Source organism: Pseudanabaena sp. lw0831, assembly GCF_016584665.1.
GTDB lineage: Bacteria > Cyanobacteriota > Cyanobacteriia > Pseudanabaenales > Pseudanabaenaceae > Pseudanabaena.
The window spans coordinates 23,146-43,265 of the sequence record NZ_BBJB01000118.1 but is presented as its reverse complement, the minus strand read 5'-3'; the positions used below and the strand labels follow the sequence as shown (position 1 = coordinate 43,265).

General features: G+C 41.9%; 16 protein-coding genes. 8 read left to right on the top strand and 8 right to left on the bottom strand.

The features are described 5' to 3' along the window. Positions 1–263: 263 nt before the first annotated feature. From APA_RS24810 to APA_RS24795, 4 genes are all read right to left on the bottom strand, one after another. Positions 264–482: a DUF2997 domain-containing protein gene (locus APA_RS24810; protein ID WP_201324884.1), complete on the bottom strand. Its 219-nt coding sequence runs from the start codon at positions 480–482 to the stop codon at positions 264–266. A gap of 196 nt (positions 483–678) precedes the next feature. Continuing rightward, positions 679–1,302, bottom strand: a complete 624-nt coding sequence (locus APA_RS24805) for a restriction endonuclease subunit R (RefSeq protein ID WP_201324883.1) — start codon at positions 1,300–1,302, stop codon at positions 679–681. 38 nt (positions 1,303–1,340) lie between these two features. Next, positions 1,341–2,384 (bottom strand): S-layer homology domain-containing protein, encoded by a 1,044-nt coding sequence (locus APA_RS24800; protein ID WP_201324882.1) that lies wholly within the window; start codon positions 2,382–2,384, stop codon positions 1,341–1,343. Positions 2,385–2,488: 104 nt separating this feature from the next. Then, the gene (locus APA_RS24795) at positions 2,489–4,258 is read right to left on the bottom strand and encodes a cation:proton antiporter (protein WP_201324881.1); all 1,770 of its coding nucleotides are present in this window, start codon (positions 4,256–4,258) and stop codon (positions 2,489–2,491) included. A gap of 219 nt (positions 4,259–4,477) precedes the next feature. Here APA_RS24795 and APA_RS24790 point away from each other — a divergent pair, with 219 nt between their 5' ends. The 3 genes from APA_RS24790 to APA_RS24785 are packed head-to-tail and all read left to right on the top strand — an operon-like array spanning position 4,478 to position 7,144. Beyond that, positions 4,478–6,682, top strand: a complete 2,205-nt coding sequence (locus APA_RS24790; protein WP_201324880.1) for a tetratricopeptide repeat protein — start codon at positions 4,478–4,480, stop codon at positions 6,680–6,682. After that, entirely contained in the window at positions 6,679–6,942 is a 264-nt protein-coding gene (locus APA_RS25380; protein ID WP_307837341.1) for a type II toxin-antitoxin system HicA family toxin, read from the top strand. The genes APA_RS24790 and APA_RS25380 overlap by 4 nt, the downstream gene beginning before the upstream one ends. Next, positions 6,929–7,144 carry a type II toxin-antitoxin system HicB family antitoxin gene (locus APA_RS24785; RefSeq protein WP_201324879.1) on the top strand — a complete coding sequence of 72 codons (216 nt, stop codon included), beginning with the start codon at positions 6,929–6,931 and terminating at the stop codon, positions 7,142–7,144. The genes APA_RS25380 and APA_RS24785 overlap by 14 nt, the downstream gene beginning before the upstream one ends. A 220-nt stretch (positions 7,145–7,364) precedes the next feature. Here the strand turns inward: APA_RS24785 and APA_RS24780 are convergent, their stop codons facing one another. Beyond that, complete coding sequence (locus APA_RS24780; RefSeq protein ID WP_201324878.1) at positions 7,365–7,904, bottom strand: hypothetical protein; 540 nt, start codon at positions 7,902–7,904, stop codon at positions 7,365–7,367. A 230-nt stretch (positions 7,905–8,134) separates the two neighbouring features. On the opposite strand from APA_RS24780, the gene aroH reads away from it, so the two are divergent. Next, positions 8,135–8,515, top strand: coding sequence for a chorismate mutase (aroH, locus tag APA_RS24775; RefSeq protein WP_142657185.1), 381 nt, complete (start codon positions 8,135–8,137; stop codon positions 8,513–8,515). 73 nt (positions 8,516–8,588) lie between these two features. Next, entirely contained in the window at positions 8,589–10,628 is a 2,040-nt protein-coding gene (locus tag APA_RS24770; protein ID WP_201324877.1) for a tetratricopeptide repeat protein, read from the top strand. A 248-nt stretch (positions 10,629–10,876) separates the two neighbouring features. Here the strand turns inward: APA_RS24770 and APA_RS24765 are convergent, their stop codons facing one another. Then, positions 10,877–12,346: a CHAT domain-containing protein gene (locus tag APA_RS24765; RefSeq protein ID WP_236580064.1), complete on the bottom strand. Its 1,470-nt coding sequence runs from the start codon at positions 12,344–12,346 to the stop codon at positions 10,877–10,879. A gap of 65 nt (positions 12,347–12,411) precedes the next feature. Next, positions 12,412–14,157: an iron uptake porin gene (locus APA_RS24760; protein WP_201324875.1), complete on the bottom strand. Its 1,746-nt coding sequence runs from the start codon at positions 14,155–14,157 to the stop codon at positions 12,412–12,414. Between the two features lie 193 nt (positions 14,158–14,350). Between APA_RS24760 and APA_RS24755 the strand changes: the two genes are divergently transcribed. Then, positions 14,351–15,406 carry a YheT family hydrolase gene (locus tag APA_RS24755; RefSeq protein ID WP_201324874.1) on the top strand — a complete coding sequence of 352 codons (1,056 nt, stop codon included), beginning with the start codon at positions 14,351–14,353 and terminating at the stop codon, positions 15,404–15,406. 63 nt (positions 15,407–15,469) lie between these two features. On the opposite strand, the gene APA_RS24750 is transcribed toward APA_RS24755, so the two are convergent. Then, positions 15,470–16,837: a hypothetical protein gene (locus tag APA_RS24750; protein WP_201324873.1), complete on the bottom strand. Its 1,368-nt coding sequence runs from the start codon at positions 16,835–16,837 to the stop codon at positions 15,470–15,472. A gap of 1,060 nt (positions 16,838–17,897) precedes the next feature. On the opposite strand from APA_RS24750, the gene APA_RS24745 reads away from it, so the two are divergent. Then, positions 17,898–18,521: a ribonuclease D gene (locus APA_RS24745; RefSeq protein WP_201324872.1), complete on the top strand. Its 624-nt coding sequence runs from the start codon at positions 17,898–17,900 to the stop codon at positions 18,519–18,521. A 239-nt stretch (positions 18,522–18,760) separates the two neighbouring features. Further along, a complete protein-coding gene (gene guaD, locus APA_RS24740; RefSeq protein ID WP_201324871.1) occupies positions 18,761–20,092 on the top strand; it encodes a guanine deaminase in 1,332 nt (443 codons plus the stop codon). The last annotated feature ends 28 nt before the right edge of the window (positions 20,093–20,120 follow it).

Sequence of the window (20,120 nt, the reverse complement as noted above, 5' to 3'; positions counted from 1 at the left end):
TGCACTGGCAAGCCAATCCTAATTTACCTGTAATATCAATACTCAAAATGGCGTTGCCATTTTGAGGGATTAAAACCCTTGCTGGGTTTGATTTTTAATTCTCGAAAGTGCGAATACACTTTCGAGAATTGGTATAAATGCTAAAATCATTGCTATCAAGAAAGTTAGCAATCCTAAAACATTAGGTAAATCCAATAAGTTTTAGAAAATATTAGGTTCGTTAATACGACCTAAATGGCAAACGTACCTACAGAAACTTAGGTTTATTGCTCGAACTGAACTTGCTCATGCGTATTGCAGTCAAGATTTTGATCAGATGTCTCGTAATAATTAGGTAATAATTGGCGAGTTTCAACTTTCCCTAAATTCGACTCAATTTCAGCAGCGATCGCAACGCATTCGCTACCAGTCATATCAACCGCCCGTTCAACGATTTTGCCATCTTTCCCAATTAAGTACTCGATACGTTGATACTGAGACATGATGTATTAATTTTTCTCAACAATAACAATTACTAATATTCTAGCCTCTCTATATCAAAAATTGCAAAATGAAAAACGGCGCAAAGCGCCGTTTTTCATTTCTACACATCTGTCGCCACTTAAAATCCAAAATGAGAGGCGGCGCTTCGCACCGCCTCTCATTTTGGGATTTATATTTTAACTAAAATGGCAACAGCTATATAACTAACTGACCGAGAGATTTTAAAATTTGTAGCACTACATATAAATGGTTTTCTACTTCAGACAATGAAAAGACTCTGGATAAGGTATAAATTGGTTCAACTTCAGAATCTAGTTTGATAAAGCGAAACTCTCGTCCATTGGTAATTAGTCCAAATCTAGTTTGAGCGGGGTTAGAACTAGCAATCATATAGGTCAAAGCTTGTGGCAGCGCAACCATCACGTCATATTGAATACTTTTAGCTTCGATCGCCAATACCCAGATTACTTGTTGTAACACTAAGATATCTATCTGTCCCCGCACCACTTCTACCTCGTCCTGAGACACTAACTCAATGGATTCTTCTAAGGTTGTATAAAAAGGTGGATCGTAAAAACCTGCTAGAGATAGCAATGGCGACAAAGTAACCATCTTGACGGTTACTTCTAACAGTGGGCGATCAGCAAGGTAAAGGTATTGTTGCCTTGTGCGATCCAATTGTTGTTTCTCAAATTCACTAAGCGCAGGAGCCGAACCTAATAAATCAGTAAAAAATGTATCGTTTCTATCTTGCTGTAAGTGAAACTTGTTTTTGACATCATATAAGCTGAGCCTTGAAGCTTGTAGAGTTTGAACCATCGCTTTTCTCCCGTTTTATAGATAGACCTCAACGTTGATTATCGCTCAGTTTCTAAAACCTTGCTAACCGATATGCCATCTACCGCAGTGCCAAAATACCAAAGTGAAGCGGCTGCCTCGGCACGAGTAACTGGCTTTTGAGGTTGTAATAATGTCGTAAATCCAAAGCTGCGTCGAATGTTAGAAATATCGCGCAGTTGAGCATCAGCAAAGATCGCACTTAGAGCCTTCTCGCTAATGCGATCGCTATCTTTAAATCCCCATGATTGACTAACAGTTTCTAATGTGGCACTGGGCAAAGGTTGTCTGAGATCAAGCGGGATCTTCCATTGCACAAGTTCTTCGCGTAATAGCGGATCATTGGGACGAAAGAGATCGCCTGTTCCACCGATCAGTCCTGCATTGGCTAAGCCCTGAATAATTGCAAAGTCAGGATGGCTTTGGGAAATATCAGGGAAAGTATTGCTATCGGTTGGTTGAGCAAGCCGAATTTGGCGGCTAGGTTGGTTTTTATAAAGTCGATTATTGGTTTCTAATAACCATCGCGCATATTCACGACGCGCAACTAATATATTCGGCTTAAATTCTTGCCTTATTTTCGGAGCGATCGTTCCTAATTTGTTTAAGTCCTTAATCCAAGCTTTGAGAGGAGCAGGTGCAGTTTCTAGATCGCTAAATTCACCAGATTGAGGCTTAGAATGAGTAAAGTTTATATAAAAAAGTTCATAGAAAATTTCTTTAAGTGATTTCTTTTCTGAGGTTGACTCCTTTGGCAAGGATTGAAGAGCGATCGCTTTCATTTGAGTAGATAAGCGATCGCTGTTAATAGTATTAACGGAACTAGTAGGAGAATTAGTTGGTTTCGGTTCAGGTTTTGCGGTTGGGTTTGAGCTGGCGGGTGATGTAGCGATCGCGGTTGGTTGATTGGGTTTTTCTGCGATCGCCTCAGAAGTTGATGGACTGGCGGGAGCGATCGCCACCTCCAATGAACTGCCAAGATTTGAACCTTGGCAAGCAACAACAGAAGAAGCGAGCAACCCTGTAAGTGTAATTCTAGAAATTTCTCTAAATTTTAGTTTCATAACATCATCCTCAAGAAGCCTTAAGTACTTGGGCAAAACAAATTACCCAAACCCGTAAAGTTGCGACCCTGCGGGTCGCAACTTTACGGGTTTGGGTTTGCTAATTAATTAGGACTAGGTGGCAACAGAGGCACGATCGCTGGCAATACACAGGCAATTTCAGGACGGAAATTAGCATAGCGGCTACGACGCACTGCGATGATTTCTGCCTGAATATCTTGAGTACTTTCGCCCAGACATAGCAGTAGATGTGTGGTTAGCTCCAAGCTTGCCTCAAAGGTAGGATGCACAACTTCCTTAGCGCCAAGTTGGTACAACGTATCGATATCAGCATCTTTTTCAGCTCTGACTACAATATCAATTGCTGGAGAAATGGAGACTGCTCTCTGCACAGCCAATCTAGTGGCGATCGGGTCGGAAATGGCGATTAACATCGATCTCGCATGGTCTATTTCCGCTTTTTCAAGCACAAAAGGGCTTGAACAATTGCCGTATAGGTAGGGGATATTTTGCGATCGCAGAATTTCCACCTTAGACTCAGCATCCTCAATTACCAGCACAGGATAGCCCTTGGACTGCAACAAAGACACGATCCCCTGACCGATTCGCCCATAGCCACAGACAACCACATGATCTTGGAGTTTGGCATTGGAGGAAAGCTCTTGAGGCATATCTAACTTGTTCATCCAAGCTTTCAGGAATGGCACTTTTTCGAGCAATTCTAAAATCTGTGGTGTTGCCTTTAGCAAGAACGGTGTAATCACCAAAGTTACCGCAGTTGTCCCCAAAATCAGTAAGTACACACGACGCGAAACCAAACCTAGCTTCTGTCCTTCACTAGCGAGTACAAACGAAAATTCTCCAATCTGGGCTAAACCTAGCCCTGCAAAAATGGCAACCCGCAGAGGATATCGGAAAATACTTACTAAAGGCACAACGATCAAAAATTTACCGACCATAACGATCGCAACCAGACTGAGAATTAATTCCCAGTTCTGAATCAGAAATACAGGATCGATCAGCATCCCAATCGCGGCAAAAAATAAAGTCGCAAACACATCCCGCAGCGGTTCGACATAGGTGAGCGCTTGATCGGCGTATTCCACCTCGGAAATCATCAAACCTGCGACGAATGCGCCCATTTCGATCGACAAGCCTAAATACTCGGTGAGGAGCGCAATCCCTAAGCACAGCACAATCACACTTAGCAAGAATAATTCGCGGCTCTCGGTACTCGCTACCCATCGCAAAAACGGCGGAATCATCCAAATCCCTGCTACGATCGCGCCGCCCGCAAATAAAGCCGTCACCGACAAAGCCTTGATAACTTCGATACCCACTGACTCAGGATGATCCAGCGCAGGCAACACCGCCAACATCAATCCCAGCGCCAGATCTTGAATGATCAACATCCCCAGCGTCACTTGTCCCTGGGAAGACTCAGTAGCATTGGTTTCCATCAAACTTCGCAGCACCACCGCCGTTGATGATAGCGACAAAATCCCGCCTAAGAAGATTCCTTGGGTTGGGGTCTCGACCCATCCTACAAATACTGATACGGCTGTGGTGAGCGCGATCGTGAGCAAGACTTGTAAAGTGCCGCCGCCGAGTGCGATCGCTCTGACTTTATTTAATTGCTTCAGTGAAAACTCAACGCCGAGGGCGAACAGTAAAAAGGCAACCCCAAACTGAGCGAGGGTTTCTACTTGTATCAATTCTTTGATCAGCCCTAAACCTGTGGGGCCAACGACGATGCCGCCAAAGATGTAACCCAATAAAACTGGTAATCGCAGCGCCGCCGCCAGCAATCCGCCAAAGGAAGCAGCCGCAAGAACAGTTACTAAATCAACAATTAACCGAAAATCTTCTTGCACAGAAACCAACTAAAGAACGTTGCCACTTATACTTTAGCTTGGATTCAGTTGATCAGTAATGCTTGGCTTTAGAGCTTTTTCAATGTGCACATCGCCGAACTTTGTGGTTCGGGGCGATAGGCTCCAAGGTTTACGCAAGGTGATCTTTACAATTATGTTATATATACGATATCGATAGATTTTTTCAAACAAAAACTACTCAATAAAGCGATATTTGTCATGCAAGATCAAGATAGTCAGGGCCAAAATGATTTGAGACAGTTGATCAAGTCGGTACAAGCTAGTCATGGGAAATTAAACTTGTTAGTAGCTATCTGTGACAATCAGAATTCTCGTAATGAAATAATCTTTAACTATGAGACGGAATTGAATGCTAATGGTGTAAGTTGTCATCGCGTCAATGTAACGAGTCAGCAACCTAGTCTGAGTAAGTGCTTGCTAGATTTAGTAGAGAGTGAATCAGGGCTAAATTCATTAAATGCAGCTGTGTTGGTTACAGTGATGGTGGCAGATGCACTAACAAATATTCGCTTAGATGAGACAAAATCCACTGAAGAACAATTCTATTCCTCTTTGCAAGGGACTTTGAAATCATGGCAAGAATTTACGTTTTCTATTTTGATCTGGCTAACTCCAGAGATCGCTAACTCTCTGGCAAAACAAGCTCCCGTTTTTTGGAGTTGGCGGAATGGTGTATTTGATTTCTCCCAGCCGATAACTTTGCTCATGAAGCGGCGTAAACCGCTGCCAACGCCAACTCCATTTGTAATTCCTGTTGAACTGCAAAAACGAATGGATGAATTGAACGCTCAAGACCCTGAATCGCCTCTTCGAGACAATCTTATGCGCGATATAGACAGAGCCCAAAGAGAATTATTAGGTGTAAATTCATTTTCATATTCTAAAATTGAAAAACTTCATCAAAAAGATTTGGAGCTTTTCGAGCGGCAGATAGGCACACACCATCCCATTCTCGCCTCCAGTCTCAACAAGCTCGCAGAACTTTATCGTGCGCAAGGTAAATACCGTGAAGCTGAACCTCTCTATCTGCGATTGCTCGAAATCGCTGAACAGCGAATAGATTCATACCCACACTCTATTGTCGAGAGACTCAGTAATCTCGCATTAATTTACTATTCTCAAGGGAAGTACAGCAATGCCGAACCTCTCTATTTGCGATGGCTCGAAATCTGGGAGCAAGTTTATGGTGCAGATCATGAATTTGTTTCTCGAATCCTCAATACTCTTGCAGGAATTTACCTAGTGCAAGGGAAGTACAGCGAAGCCGAACCGCTCTACCTGCGATCGCTCGAAATTAGAGGGCAGCAACATTCCGCTAATGGACTGAATAATCTCGCAGAATGTTACCGATCTCAAGGGAAGTACAGCGAAGCCGAACCGCTCTATCTGCGATCGCTTGAAATCAGGGAACGACAACGACAACCAGAAGTACATCCTGACCCAGTCGTCTGGAGTCTCAATAATCTTGCCGCCCTTTATAAATCTCAGGGAAAGTTTAGCGAAGCCGAACTCCTTTATCTGCGAGCAATCGAAATCAGAGGGCATCAACTAAAATCTGATGAATCATACACAATTATTTTCTGTCCCTCTTTTACCATAAGCCTTTACAATCTCGCAGAATTTTACCGTTCGCAAGGGATTTATTGCGAAGCAGAATCTCTCAGCATTCGATTGCTTGAAATCATAGAAGAACAGTGCATAGCCCCTCTCCATGCACCTATAATCCTCAACAATCTCGCATTACTTTACGAATCGCAAGGGAAGTACAGCGACACCGAACCTTTCTATCTGCGATCAATCGAAATTAAGGAACGCCAACTAGGAGCAGACCATCCCGATGTCGCTCAAAGTCTCAACGGTCTCGCACAAATTTATCGAGCGCAAGGGAGGTACAGCGAAGCCGAACCTCTCTTGCTGCGATCACTCGAAATCTATAAACGCATCTATGATGGAGAATATCATCCCGATGTCGCCTCCAGTCTCAACAATCTCGCACAACTTTACGAATCGCAAGGGAAGTACAGCGAAGCCGAACCTCTCTATCTGCGAACGCTTGAAATCAGGGAACGCCAACTAGGAGCAGACCATCCCGATGTCGCCTACAGTCTCAACGCTCTCGCATTACTTTACAAATCGCAAGGGAAGTACAGCGAAGCCGAACCTTTCTATCTGCGATCAATCGAAATTAAGGAACGCCAACTAGGAGCAGACCATCCCTATGTCGCCACCAGTCTCAACAATCTCGCAGGACTTTACCGATCGCAAGGGAAGTACAGCGAAGCCGAACCTCTCTTTCTGCGAGCTATCCAAATTCTTGAAAAAGCCCTTGGTTCCGATCATCACAATACAGTCACAGCCCGCCAAAATTATGAGACTATGGGCGAAACCATGAAGGATAAATAAATGGGGAAACACGAAAATTCAGACAAAAATTACTTGATGGCGGCAGCGACAACAGTATTGATTTTGACACCCTCTGTCAATTTTTAAAACGCCTCGGCTTTAGCGAAAGGATCAACGGTAGCCATCATATTTTCTCCAAAGATGACATTCCCGAAATTCTCAATATACAATCTAAGCAAGGTAAAGCCAAAGCTTATCAAATCAAACAAATCAGAAATGCAATCCTCAGATATAAACTCAAAGAAAATGACACCAATTAAATACGAATTAATTGTTTATTGGAGCGAAGCAGATGAAGCTTTCATCGTTGAAGTTCCTGAACTTGCAGGTTGTATGGCAGATGGACAGAGCTATGCCGAAGCCGTAGCCAACGCCGAAATTATTATCCGAGAATGGATAGAAACAGCAAAAATGCTAGGAAGAATCATTCCCACGCCCAAAGGACGGTTGATGTACGCGTAACTTTACGAATCTTAAGGGACGTACAGCGAAGCCGAACAGCTCTATCCGCGAACATTGAAAATTCTTGAAGTTTCGTTAGGTAACGATCATCTAAACACAAAAACAATTCGAGATAATCTGCAATTTCTCCGCGATCAACTTACTCAAACATTATGGAAATTATTACGGGAGTAATAGTTAATGCTCAATTACACGCTAAGTATCGACCTTTAGATTTAGTTTAGTGTGGAAGCGTTAGAGCCGTGTAAATCGTCCAGCCATCCATTAGTAGTAATAACAGAGTAAACACCAGCAAAATCAGATACATCCAAGGTTGAGCCAAAGGACGAATATCTCTTGTGTCAATACCTGTATGTTCTTCAACCCGTTTTACTAATCTCGTAAAGCCAACTACCCGCATCGGCAATAAATAAGCTTGCTCAGAGTCTTTACTGACAAAATAATAAACGATGCCCCCTTGCCCCGTAATTCTTGGTTTAAGAGCCTTGATATCTTGCCAAGCCAGTGACCAACCCTTACGCAAAAAAGTTGGGAACCAGCGCGGATAGACTAAGCTGATGCCTTGATTATCAAGAATTAGGCGATCGCTAAGCGCCCCGTACAAAAATATAAAACCGATCGCTAAGCCAATACTTAACCATGAGGCAGGAATAGCGGCATGGGTAAAGTCGCTCAAAAATGGCAAAGGAGCAGTGAGAGCAATATATAACAGCAATAATGTAATGCGAATCAGTGGTGAAACTTTAAAGACATCGGTCATATTCACTAGGGATTTTATGTTTTAGGCGATCGCAATTAACTTAACATTGTTTTTTAGGGGTAATCTGATAAATGATGGATATGATTAGTACCTCGGCATAAATAAAAAATAGAACCAAAATGTGTACCGCCCGCTGCGCGGGCGGTACACATTTTAGGGGTTTATATTTAATTATGCCTAGCTACTTTAAACATCAAAAACACTTACATACAGTACGGATGGTGTAAAACGTGGGTTGGCGTGTACGTGGCGTTCGTGGTGCAACAACAGTTGAGGCAAATACATACGAAGCCCTTGAGAGGGCTGTGCTAGAGCTTATGGAGGAGATCGAGGCACAAAATGACATTGATCCGCGCGAAATAGTAAGTGCTACTTTTTCGGCAACAACAGATATTGATGTGGTCTTTCCTGCCAAAATCGCCCGATCGCGATCGCAATGGGAAAATGTCCCGCTTTTAGATGTGCAGCAAATGTATGTTAAGGGCAGTTTAGAGCGTTGTATCAGGGTATTAATTCATGTGAATACGCCGCTTGAGCAACATCAGATTAAGCATATTTACTTAAACGGAGCTAGAGATTTGCGTCCCGACCTCGTTTACGCTCAAATTTGAGAAAATAGAGGGAGTGCTTCGCACTCCCTCTATTTTCTCGGTACAATCAGTTCAAACTTAAGATAATAGCCCTATGGTCACAAGAATATTTCTGTGTAACGAGCAGACAGAGCCAGAGATTCGCGATTTTATTCGTGAAGCGATCGCCGATATCTCCGAGGGGGAGCAGTATATCGTTACGTGGAACTGCGGCAATATTCAAACTCTCAAGGTGGGCGATCGCGCTTACTTTAAGCGGATCGGTAGTGCCAATCAGGGCTATTTTGCAGCGGGGACAATAGTTCCAGCCGATCGCGAATATCAGCTCAAACTGAGATCGGCGCGGTATCGCGAACTGAGCGAAGCCTATGACATTGACTCCGAGGCGAATAACTTTCGGGTCTGGGTGGCTTGGGATGCTTGCGTGACCTTTGATGAGCCACTCAGGACAGATTATTTACGGCAGTTGCCCAATTTCCAAGGAATGCCCCTCGAACCTCAAACCGATGCGGGAGTATTTCGCGAAGAATATGTGCGGATGCTAGATCGCGAATGGGAGAAACAAACTCAAAAGGCTTTTCGGGCTGGCAAGGGGATTAGCTTAATTGATGTGTATTACCGTTGGGGCTTAGAGGATATTCAGCAAGGATTCCCACAGGATGCGCTGGAGTCCTTTCGGCAAGCACTGAAGCTCAATCCTAATTTTATCAAGGCATATCTGGGCTTGGGCGATGCTCATGTAAGTTTGCGCGAATATGCTAAAGCTGTAGGTGACTATGGCAAGGCGATTTCCTTGCGTCCCGACAAGGCGCGTCTAGCTTATTTTAAGCGCGGCGAAATTAATTTTTTGTTGGGGCAGCTTCAGCAAGCGATGGCAGATTTCCAAGCATCGATCGCCATCGATCCAAATTTTGCTGATGCACATATGTCTCTTGGCAATACATACTTTAAGCTCAAGAGTTACGAGCAGGCGATCGCTTGCTATAGCCGCACCATGGAGCTAAGCCCAAATCTTGACTTAGCCGCATTTCGACGAGGGCGATCGCATTACATTCTCAAAGAATTTCCTGAAGCACTTCGCGACTTTAGCTATGCAATTGAATTGCAGCCCAGTAATGTTGATGCCTACTACTATCGTGGCTTAACCTATTCTCAACCTGATATTGCCGATGAGACCCTTGCTGGTGATGATTTACGCAAGGCGATCGTCCTATATCAAACTCAGGGTAAACCTGACAAGGCGAAAAAAGCTAAGGAATTTTTAGAAACCCTTGCGATTGATTCTTTGCCTAAGGCAAGACCAAGAAGTAGTTATGCGATCGCAGCTTCTGAAACAGATTCAGTTATAGATACTACTCCCGAAGCGATCGTTGCGGAAGTCCCTCTAGCTATGGCTACGAGTAATGATGATCTTGATGATAGGGATGAGGAGTCTAGCAAGCTGATTATTGCGACAGAAGCAATTTCTAATGAGGTTGCTATCTCAAAAGCTGAAGAGGCGATATCGGATTTGACTGAAGCGATCGAGAAGATTATGGAAGTTGAGAAAATTGTCGAAAAGATTGTGGAAGTCGAAAAGATTGTTGAGGTCGAGAAGATTGTTGAAGTCGAAAAAATAGTCGAGATTGAGAAATTTGTTGAAGTTGAGCGAGTTGTCGATCGCGTAGTCGAAAAGTTTGTCGATCGCGTAGTTGAGAAAGTCGTCGAGAAACCAATTCCGTTCTCCATTGAAGATCCGAGTACGGCTGAAAAACTGGCGATGATTTCGGTGATGGCACAATATATGCGCGATGGCTGGATGGTGCGATCGGTGGATAAATCTCAGGTTGGATACGATCTAGAATGCACCAAAGACGGCATTTGCGAAGCGGTGGTGATTAAAAGCTTCACTAGCGATCGCGAGTCTTTTGCAATTTCTGCGATCGAGATTGAGAATGCCCGTAGCAACAAAGATTTTGTGCTGTGGGTAGTAAGCGGCGCAGCCGAAAATCCTGAATTACGCTGTCTGCGAGGACGTGAGCTATTCGAGCAATTTGATCTCGATCCTCTCGCCTTCGCCGCCAAAGTTCGACAAGCCGTTGTTCAGCTAGAATTTGTTCCAGTTGCCCTAGAGATGCCACAATTTGAGCAGTAAACCTAAAATAATTGGTGTGACTATCATGTTTAACTGTCATGCTTGTAGTTTAGCCGTCTCTACTTTCATTAATTCTCTGGCACTGAAAGATCTAATATCAAAACTAAAAATGGCATAGCCATTTCTAGTTTTAAAAACCCATACTGGGTTTGGTTTTAATTCACAAAAATGTTGTCACACTTTCGTGAATTGGTATAATTGGCTATTTTATGGAAACTGATGCACCTACCGTACTCATCTGAAAACCGCTATAGCCAATTGCCAACCAAGATAAAAGAAGCCCAAAAGTATGGGTGCTTCAGATCGATAGCTTGATTAAGTTGCTTAAGGGGAACTGCTGGTAAATTGGGAATTCCTTGGATCTGTTGACCCTCAATTCTTACAGTTCCTGTTAGTAGCGCAACTTGAGTTTGCTGCAATGCGATCGCTTTACTTTTAGCAGTAGGGTAATTGCGATAAAAAGATAGCATCAATGGCGCTGTCCCAGCATCACTTACTACCCAGAGAGATGCAAGCACGCTTTTTGCGCCATATTGAGCAGCGACACCACCTAAACCGAGATTTTTGCCAACAGCAGTCTGACAAGCGCTCAGCGTCAACATTTCAATTGCTTCCGAACCGAGGTTAAGCGATCTAAGTTGATCGATATATAGCCGCTCATTCCACATTTGAATGAATGCACCATTAATAGTGTTACTCACAAATTTGGCATGGCTAGCTAGATGCACGATGCCATAGTTATTCTTTTTTTGTTGGGTCTTGAGATTCTCAATTGTAAAGCCTTGGTTGAGAAAAGCATCGCCCTGTAAAACTTGTGTGGCAATTCCATTAACTTCCACTTCGACACTAGGTAGCGCCGACAATCCTTGCATAGCATCGGTGAGACCCATTACCAGAATGCTGTTGCGTCGTCGATCTCGTAATTTCAGATTCGCCATTCCCATAGATGGCACAGTCGCGATCGCATATTTCTGAACTAAAAAGTCTTTGCCATCATGTAAGGCGGCGATCGGAATTACCCGTAATGGACCATCCATTACAAAGACCAGTGTTTTGATGTTGGCAGCTTGTAAATCAGCATCAATTGGACGAATTATCCAATTGTATAGAGTTTGAGCAGAGTCTAAATAGTCTGTCGAGCTTACATCCCGAATATTACTCACAAAATCTTGAGCCTCACGCAAGATCTCCACTTCTTGGGCTTCAGTAACAACTTTATGAATCGGTTTTCCTGATGAAGGGATGACTAGGATCTCTAAACGATCGGGAAAAATCACGGGATAAACTAAAGCTGTTGCACTGTCGGTAATTCGCTCAGAGCGGAGTAAAGCAATCTGAGCCACACTAAGGCTCATAGGACTAGGAGTAAGATTGCCATTGCTATAATAGCGATGCTCATCATTGTAAGATTGTTCGATCGCATATTGCGCATCTTCCAATTGATTTCGATTGAAATAATCTCCTGCTCGCCGATGGGAGTTCAATCCTGCTGGTACTTTGCTAAATTGGTTACCTAATACACCCAGCAATCGATCCCTTAGCCCACCGCCATTTGGGAAAATATTGTCATGATAGGGCTGCTCTGATTGATTGCTAGAAGAACTTGATGATGAACTTGATGTTGATTGACCTAATGCTGAATTGTGGTAATCCAAAGCGCCTATTCCACTTAAAAGTAGAACTAGCAAAACTTTCCAACTAAGCGATCGCATTTTCATAAACTTCACTCTCTTTCTCTTACAAAAATTCCTGTACTAAAAAGCATTCTGATCCATGACGCAGCTTAAAACGTAAAAGTGGTGCGAATTGTGCCGATTGTAATTGTGTCACTTGTGGATGTGTGGACGGGATTAAATAGAAAGATTACTCCTGGTGTGATACTGATATTGTCAGAAATTCGATAGCGATAAAACAGTTCCACATGAGTTGTACTAGCGGGCTGAGAACCCACTGAACCAAAGGCAACACCATTCAATCCAATTGCACTAGGAACGTTACCAAAGGAGAGATTGCTGCTGACGATTTTGGGTGGTTGTCCAACATAGATGCCGCCAAGATTCCCACGCCCAAACAAATCGGGCAAATTGAGATAGACCATCCAGTTTGTCGTTTCTACAGTTCCATTTGCACCATTGACAGCATTGGATTTTGTATAACCGCCCCACGTGCCAAGCGTGAGGTAGGGACTAAGCCGCCAGTTGAGCGTTGCCCCAATCGCATCAGTCAGAAAATTCGCACCGCCATTGCTGATCAAACTATCACCAGAGGATATTTTTAAAGAACCACCTGTCGTATAAGCATGAAGGTAATACAAGGCGACATCGATCGCATCAGTCGGAGTAAGTGTTAGCTGCCCTCCTAATGTGTAATCACTACCGAACAAACCACCACCATTGCCTAATGTGGTTGGATTCGCGGGATCGCCTGCGGCATATACACCCTGCAAACTGATGCGATCGGCGATCTGCCAATCAAAGCCAACACCTGCGCGACTCCGTCCAAGTTCCAAAATCGGATTGCGCTGAGCAAAAGCTGAAAGTGGTCCCGAACCAGCACTCTCTACTCGATTAGGACCGCGAAAAACGGTTACTGGATTTACACCTTCAGTCCCAACGATAAATACAGCATTATCTCCCACCATAAAGCGATAGGACAAATCAGAAAGAAAGAATGTATTAGCCGAATTAGCCTCATAGCCAAGACGAGTAAAGTTGTCTTGAAAAATATTGCCTGAACCTGTGGTCAGATTTGCAGCGCGTAAACCGACTAAGAGTAAGCTCCGATTATGAAAATCAAATTGTGTGAGTAAATTGAGTTGCAGATCGTAGCCCAATGTGAGATTTGTTGCGGTATCAGCTTCATTAGCAGTCAGGATGCCATTGCGAGGAGCTAGATCTGCCGAGTTACGCAACCGTCCCTGCAAGCCAAATATTGCCTGTCCATACAGTTTGGTTATTGTTGAAAACTGCTGCGCTTCCAATTTGGTGGTTTTTGCTTCTAATGTATCCACTCGACCGCGCAATATAGCTAATTCAGCCGCAAACTCTTCTTGAAGTTTTTGGATGGTAGCAAGATCTTCTTTACTGACTTTGTCGGCTAAACCTGTAGAGATAATTTCATTGATTTTGTCCAAGCAGGCATTTAGCCCTGCCGCAAATTCGTACCGCGAAACTGCTTGTCTGCCACGAAATGAGCGATCGGGATAACCAGCAATACACCCGTAGCGCTCGACCAAAGATTGCAAGGCGGTAAAAGCCCAATCGGTCGATCTCACATCACTCAATTGTGAAACCGATGTTACTGACTCCGCAACTTTGGGCTTTGTGGGTGAAAGAGTGCGAATATTTTGTAGAGTTTCTTTAACATTCTGATCCGATTTCACTTCAGGGCTAACTGGTGTAATGCGAGATTGCGCGATCACATCTGTAGCAAACCCTGTTAGAGCAACCCCACTACATAATATCCATTGCAGAGAAGATAAAAAATAATTGGGCGCGAAGTGAGTTACCCGTCTACTTGCATAAAACATCTTTGCTTCCTCCTTAAACTGTAACGTAGGAAATGCAACTAGCTTTGCTTTACATTAAAAAACTAGAAATAAGCCACTGAATATTAGTGTGTCACGCTAGTTTGAAATATACAACCCAGATTCATGTATCTATACATAGAGATAAAATAGTGAGCGTAACGAAATATAACAAATGTGATTTACGGATTGCTATATGACCTATTCACCACCTTGGCATCTCACTAATGGGCTGCTAATGACCCTTTATACTGCTTTGCAGGTGAGTCAAAAATGGGAAAACTTCACGGTCGAACCAGAACCCATTTATCAGGAGCATATTTTTACAGGTGCACATGGCGTTCCCATCTTTGGTAAATATGTAATTCCAGACGCATCCCATCAAAAAAATAAAGGGACAATTGTTGGAACCTACGGAATTACAGGGGATTTAGATAATCAATGGTTTCTCAAAATTCTGGGGCGGAAGGCGATCTCAAAAGGATATGCCGTCGTATTATTTGATTGGCGAGCGCATGGCAAAACTGCCGAGCTTTCACCAGCACTGACCTCAGATGGACTGTATGAAGGCGAAGATTTTATTCGTATTGCTAATACCGCCAAACAATTGGGATGTCCCGCACCTTTTTGGCTAACTGGATACTCCCTCGGCGGACAATTGGCTTTATGGGGAATTAAGGCAGGAGAATCGATCGCTGAATGGGGTAACGATCTAGAAATTACATCGGCTGATATTGCGGGTGGGGCGGTAATCTGTCCTAGTGTTGACTCCAATCGATCGCTTACTTATTTAGTCAAAGACGAACTGGGGAAATTTCTCGAAAAGGCGATCGCTCGTGAATTAAAGAAACTAGGACGCAGGATGGCGAAAATGCATCCTGAAGCGATTGATCGTGAAGCCGTGGAACGAGCTAACAGTATTTGGGGATTTGATAACGAATTGACGATCGCTAAATTAGGCTTTGACTCGGTAGAGGAATATTACGATGCTAGTTGTCCGTTATATTTCATGCCACATTTGCAAAAGCCAACCTTTATTCTTTATGCTGCAGACGATCCGATGTTTGATCCAGCGATTATTTCAGACTTAGAAAAAATTGCTCAAGACAACCCTGCGATAAAACTAATGGTTACACAGCACGGCGGTCATGTTGGCTATGTCAGCAGCAAAAAATGCCAAAACCAATATGAAGATCGCGATCGATGGTGGGCATGGAATCGCATTTTTGAATGGATAGAATCTCTAGCATAAGCAGCTTTACCCACTAAGCTGGCAAAGCTGCTTATGCTGGAGATTCGCTGAGAAAGCAGCATACTAAAAATTTAAGGTTTCGGTTGTATCTTCTGGATCAACTGGTTTCTTACCTCTATCTACCAGCCTCTTTAATTGTGAGAAAACACGATAGTTATCTAAATTGATATCTGTCAAATCATTCTCAATATTTTTCATTTTAATCAGACTATAGTCTGTATCCTCATCAAAAATTGCTAGCGTGACATTCAACACATCAAGAAAATTAATGAAGGCTTGACATTCGGTTTCTTCATAGACACTATAAAACTTGATTAATTCAGCCACATATCCTTCTAAATAAAAGCGAATATGTGGCTGAATTAATACAATCTTTAGCAACAAAATTATAGGGTTGAGGAAATTATCATATTCTAATGATAATTCTAGAAATTCAGATGGCTTACGTCGCTCACTTAATAATAGATATTGCAAAACTCGATTGCAAGTTACATATAATAAGCTAAGAGTCATTAACTCATCATCACGATGTTCTTGGAAATGTTTTAATTTCTGTACAACCGTCAAACGGAATACTTCTGAGATTTCCAAGTCATCTTCTGATATCCCTAAATATGCGAGTAGTCTGGATTTAAATTCTACGAAAGTTATACTATGAGATTGATCGTAAAGATTTCTAGCAGCTTTTCGATAGTTTTCATTGCCTTGCTTATTCAGCACTCTTTTAATTAGAAGTAATACACCATCTCCTAAATTAGTTGGATTTTGACGCTGAGGATTTGCGCCTAACTTTGAATCAATACGAGCGGTATACATTGCAAGATCGAACTTAAATTGTTTTTTGATCTTGCGAGATAAATTCTCCGCATATTGGCGTTGTTCAAATGGTTTTCTTGGATCGGCATATTCTGATATCAATAGATAAGAAGAAAAGCGTTCGCTCCAATTATGATAGATTTTACGAACCCCAGGTCTACCTGACAGCGATCGCAAAGTACTATATTCTTCAGATTGTGCAAAGCTTTGCAACCACTGTCTTAGCTTTTTTAATTTGTAAATCCGCGTAGGAATGCCAATAGAATCTGCTAAAAAAAGGTCAACTAACTTCTGGCAAGCGCTAATATTTCCATTGATTGCCCAGTTGTTATTGAGAATATAGCAACAGCGTAAAAGTGTATACTTAAACTCACTTTCTTTATTGTGAAATATAATTTCGCCTAGAGCGTAATAAGCACTAACATTGTCAATTTCTTCATACTTAATAAATAGTTTTTCAAATTGATTTAAAATTACTTCAGATTCATAACGCTTGATAATTTCTAAAAAGAAATTATAGATATGTTGCTGAGCTTTCTCAATGCTACCAGCAGTTATATCGGTAACTTGTTCAGAAAATCTGTTAGATTGATTTTGATTGTAAAACTGTGCCATATCAATATTTTCATGAACAATAGCAAAAATCTTGAATTTCAAATTTGACTAGATTATAAGTGCCTCGGTGTAATTAAAGCTCAGATTCAAAACCTGTACTCCCTGTTGCACGAATGGTACATGAGTAGTACAGGTTTTTGGGGTTTATATTTAATTACGCCTACTTACTTACTAATCAACAAAAAAATTATTCTAAGTGTGACTTCAGTAAACAACTTATTGTTGCTGAGAAGTTTTTCTAACTAAGTGGGCTTTTAATTCAGTTAAAAAAGTCAATTGTCCAAATAGTTACAGCAATTTACTACCAAACTCACCAGAGACAAAAACATAAAACCCGTTGCTGGGCTATGGACTGTTAGATTTACTTTGGTAATGAGTTCGATCAATAACTGTCGCCGACGTTTTTAGCGAGATTTACATAAATATTTAGCGACTCTCATTATGGATATGAGATGTTTGTTATCTGGATACTGAGTTGCCTAAAAAACCTCATTGCCGCAGTGTTGTTTGTATTAGACTCTGATCAACGCTGTTTTAAACAATAAGATTTTTTACTCAATATTACTAGTTTGGGCTTAGGTTCATTATATAAGCTTTGTAAAATAGGGACATGATACTAAACGCTTATTTTAAGAATTGTTCACTAAATTTATTTATAGAAATGATCTAAAAATTAAAATGGGCGTGAGGACTGCTCATTTTTGCTTTAAGAGTCTAGTTTGTCAATTCTACAAATAGCGTACTTAAAAAGTCCTCTATATCGCTAAATATACCTTCGCAAGGTGAAAATCTTTAGATTTCTGCCATCCTTAAAAAAGGTGACTGATTTGGTCAGTACTGCCTACAGAAATGATTTTTTGCAGCAAGTCTCATTATCAAAAACCAATTTGGGGTTTGCTTCGCCTATAGCGAAACAAACCCCAAATTGGTTTTTATTAAATTTTTGCAGTCAGCTAACTTTATCTCAAGACCAACTTTTATAATGAGAATTGCTGAATTTTGTTTTGTAAAAGCTGTATAACTGCTAGAGACAATTTAAGAATCTAACCCAAAAACTAAGATGCCAGCTTTTAAAATCTTTGATAACGATATCGATTTTGAGACTCTTCAAGAATATCTTGGCTGTGAAGCGATCGCAGTTGACACTGAAACTATGGGACTGATCCCCAGACGCGATCGCCTTTGCTTAATCCAAATTTGTAATGACGATGAAACCGTCAGCTTAGTCCGAATTACGCAGGGAATCAAAGAAGCCCCCAACCTCAAATATTTGTTTGAAGCACCCAACGTCATTAAAGTTTTTCACTTTGCAAGGTTTGATGTAGCGATGCTAGAAGCGCATCTCAGCATTGCTACTCATCCAATTTTTTGTACTAAAATCGCTAGCAAACTGGCGAGGACATATACCGATAAACATGGCTTAAAGGAATTGGTACGCGAACTTGAAAAAATTGAATTAGACAAAACTTCGCAGTCTTCAGACTGGGGGAATGTCAAAGTTCTCTCAGAAGATCAGCTACACTATGCTGCTAATGATGTGCGCTATCTATTAGCGGTTTATCGAAAGTTGATTGATATGCTGATTCGAGAAAATCGCTACGACTTGGCAAAAGCTTGTTTTGCACATATTCCAACGCTTGTTTATTTAGATTTACTAGGGTATGCGGATGTTTTTGCCCATTAGTAAAAATTTAGACTATTCTTAGTACCAACCCATATTTTATATATCTATAGCAATGCAAGTTTTGCTTAGGACATAAAACCCAAAAGATGAGTGGCGGCGCTTCGCGCCGCCACTCATCTTTTGGGTTTTGAATTGTACTTTTTGCGACTACGGTAAAGATCAAAAAGCGCGGAAAATAAGTGTGGTCTTGTAAACAAAGCTTTTTTACCTATTACTGACTTGTTCCTATTTTCTAAACTATGCAATATCAAACTATTAAAGGGTTTCGAGCCAGTTTTCTAGATGCGATCGCCGATCCATTTTATACACCAGAAACTGATTGTATTCGCTACTTCCCCGATGGTTTACTGATAGTTGAGAATGGCAAGGTCAAAGATTTAGATGATTACGAAAAGTTACACACTAAATATGCAGATATCCCGATCTCAGATTATCGAGATCGATTGATAGTCTCAGGATTTATCGATACGCATATTCATTTTCCGCAGACGGAGATGATTGCTTCCTATGGTGAGCAATTATTAGAATGGCTGAGTACTTATACATTCCCAACAGAACGGAAGTTTGCCGATCGCAATTATGCTCTGGAAATTGCTTCTATCTTTCTTGATGAATTATTGCGAAATGGAACGACAACTGCATTAGTCTTTACATCAGTATTTCCCCAATCGGCGGATGCTTTTTTTGAAGAAGCACAGCGTCGCAATTTGCGCATGATTGCTGGCAAAGTGATGATGGATCGCAATGCTCCCGAATTTTTGAGAGATACGGCTGAATCTTCCTATGTAGAAACTAAGCAATTAATCGAGAAATGGCACAAGCGAGATCGCCTGCTTTACGCAGTCACACCAAGATTTGCACTTACATCTACACCAGAGCAATTAACTAATATCAGCAACCTCTTAGTAGAATTTCCTGATGTTTATTTACACACCCATCTTTCAGAGAATGTGAAAGAAGTAGAAGCGGTGGCTGCCGAGTTTCCAAAAAGTGAAGGTTATCTAGATGTCTACGATCGCGCAGGTTTAGTTGGTGAGAGATCAGTCTTTGCACATGGGGTACAGCTTACAGATCAGGAATTTGCGAGATTATCAGAAGCAAAATCTGCGATCGCCTTTTGTCCAACATCTAATCTGTTTTTGGGTAGTGGACTTTTCAAAATAGAAAAGGCAAAATCTCTAGAAACCCCTGTAAAAGTGGGATTGGGAACGGATGTGGGCGCAGGAACCAGTTTCTCGATTTTACACACCGCTAGCGCAGCCTATCAAGTCGCTCAGTTGCGATCGCAAAAATTATCAGCTTTTCAAGCATTGTTTCTGGCTACTTTGGGCGGCGCAAGAGCCTTATGTCTTGAAGATAAATTGGGTAATTTTGGAATTGGGAAAGAAGCAGATTTTGTAGTCCTAAATTTACGCTCAACGCCAATTATGGCTTTAAGAAATAAATCATTTGATTCGGCTAATCTACCTACACTTGCCGAAATATCCGATCAACTATTTGCCACAATCATCATGGGTGACGATCGCGCGATCGCTGCAACTTATATCATGGGCGAAAAAGCAGAATTTTAGAAACCCAAAAATAAAGTGGCGGCGCTTC

What these genes read in the sequence shown, in the direction of transcription:
- APA_RS24810 (WP_201324884.1), bottom strand. Translation starts at nt 482, where the DNA reads ATGTCTCAGTATCAACGTATCGAGTACTTAATTGGGAAAGATGGCAAA.
- APA_RS24750 (WP_201324873.1), bottom strand. Translation starts at nt 16,837, where the DNA reads ATGGCACAGTTTTACAATCAAAATCAATCTAACAGATTTTCTGAACAA.
- APA_RS24790 (WP_201324880.1), top strand. Translation starts at nt 4,478, where the DNA reads ATGCAAGATCAAGATAGTCAGGGCCAAAATGATTTGAGACAGTTGATC.
- guaD (WP_201324871.1), top strand. Translation starts at nt 18,761, where the DNA reads ATGCAATATCAAACTATTAAAGGGTTTCGAGCCAGTTTTCTAGATGCG.
- APA_RS24770 (WP_201324877.1), top strand. Translation starts at nt 8,589, where the DNA reads ATGGTCACAAGAATATTTCTGTGTAACGAGCAGACAGAGCCAGAGATT.
- APA_RS24765 (WP_236580064.1), bottom strand. Translation starts at nt 12,346, where the DNA reads ATGAAAATGCGATCGCTTAGTTGGAAAGTTTTGCTAGTTCTACTTTTA.
- APA_RS24760 (WP_201324875.1), bottom strand. Translation starts at nt 14,157, where the DNA reads ATGTTTTATGCAAGTAGACGGGTAACTCACTTCGCGCCCAATTATTTT.
- APA_RS24785 (WP_201324879.1), top strand. Translation starts at nt 6,929, where the DNA reads ATGACACCAATTAAATACGAATTAATTGTTTATTGGAGCGAAGCAGAT.
- APA_RS24805 (WP_201324883.1), bottom strand. Translation starts at nt 1,302, where the DNA reads ATGGTTCAAACTCTACAAGCTTCAAGGCTCAGCTTATATGATGTCAAA.
- APA_RS24780 (WP_201324878.1), bottom strand. Translation starts at nt 7,904, where the DNA reads ATGACCGATGTCTTTAAAGTTTCACCACTGATTCGCATTACATTATTG.
- APA_RS24745 (WP_201324872.1), top strand. Translation starts at nt 17,898, where the DNA reads ATGCCAGCTTTTAAAATCTTTGATAACGATATCGATTTTGAGACTCTT.
- APA_RS24800 (WP_201324882.1), bottom strand. Translation starts at nt 2,384, where the DNA reads ATGAAACTAAAATTTAGAGAAATTTCTAGAATTACACTTACAGGGTTG.
- APA_RS24755 (WP_201324874.1), top strand. Translation starts at nt 14,351, where the DNA reads ATGACCTATTCACCACCTTGGCATCTCACTAATGGGCTGCTAATGACC.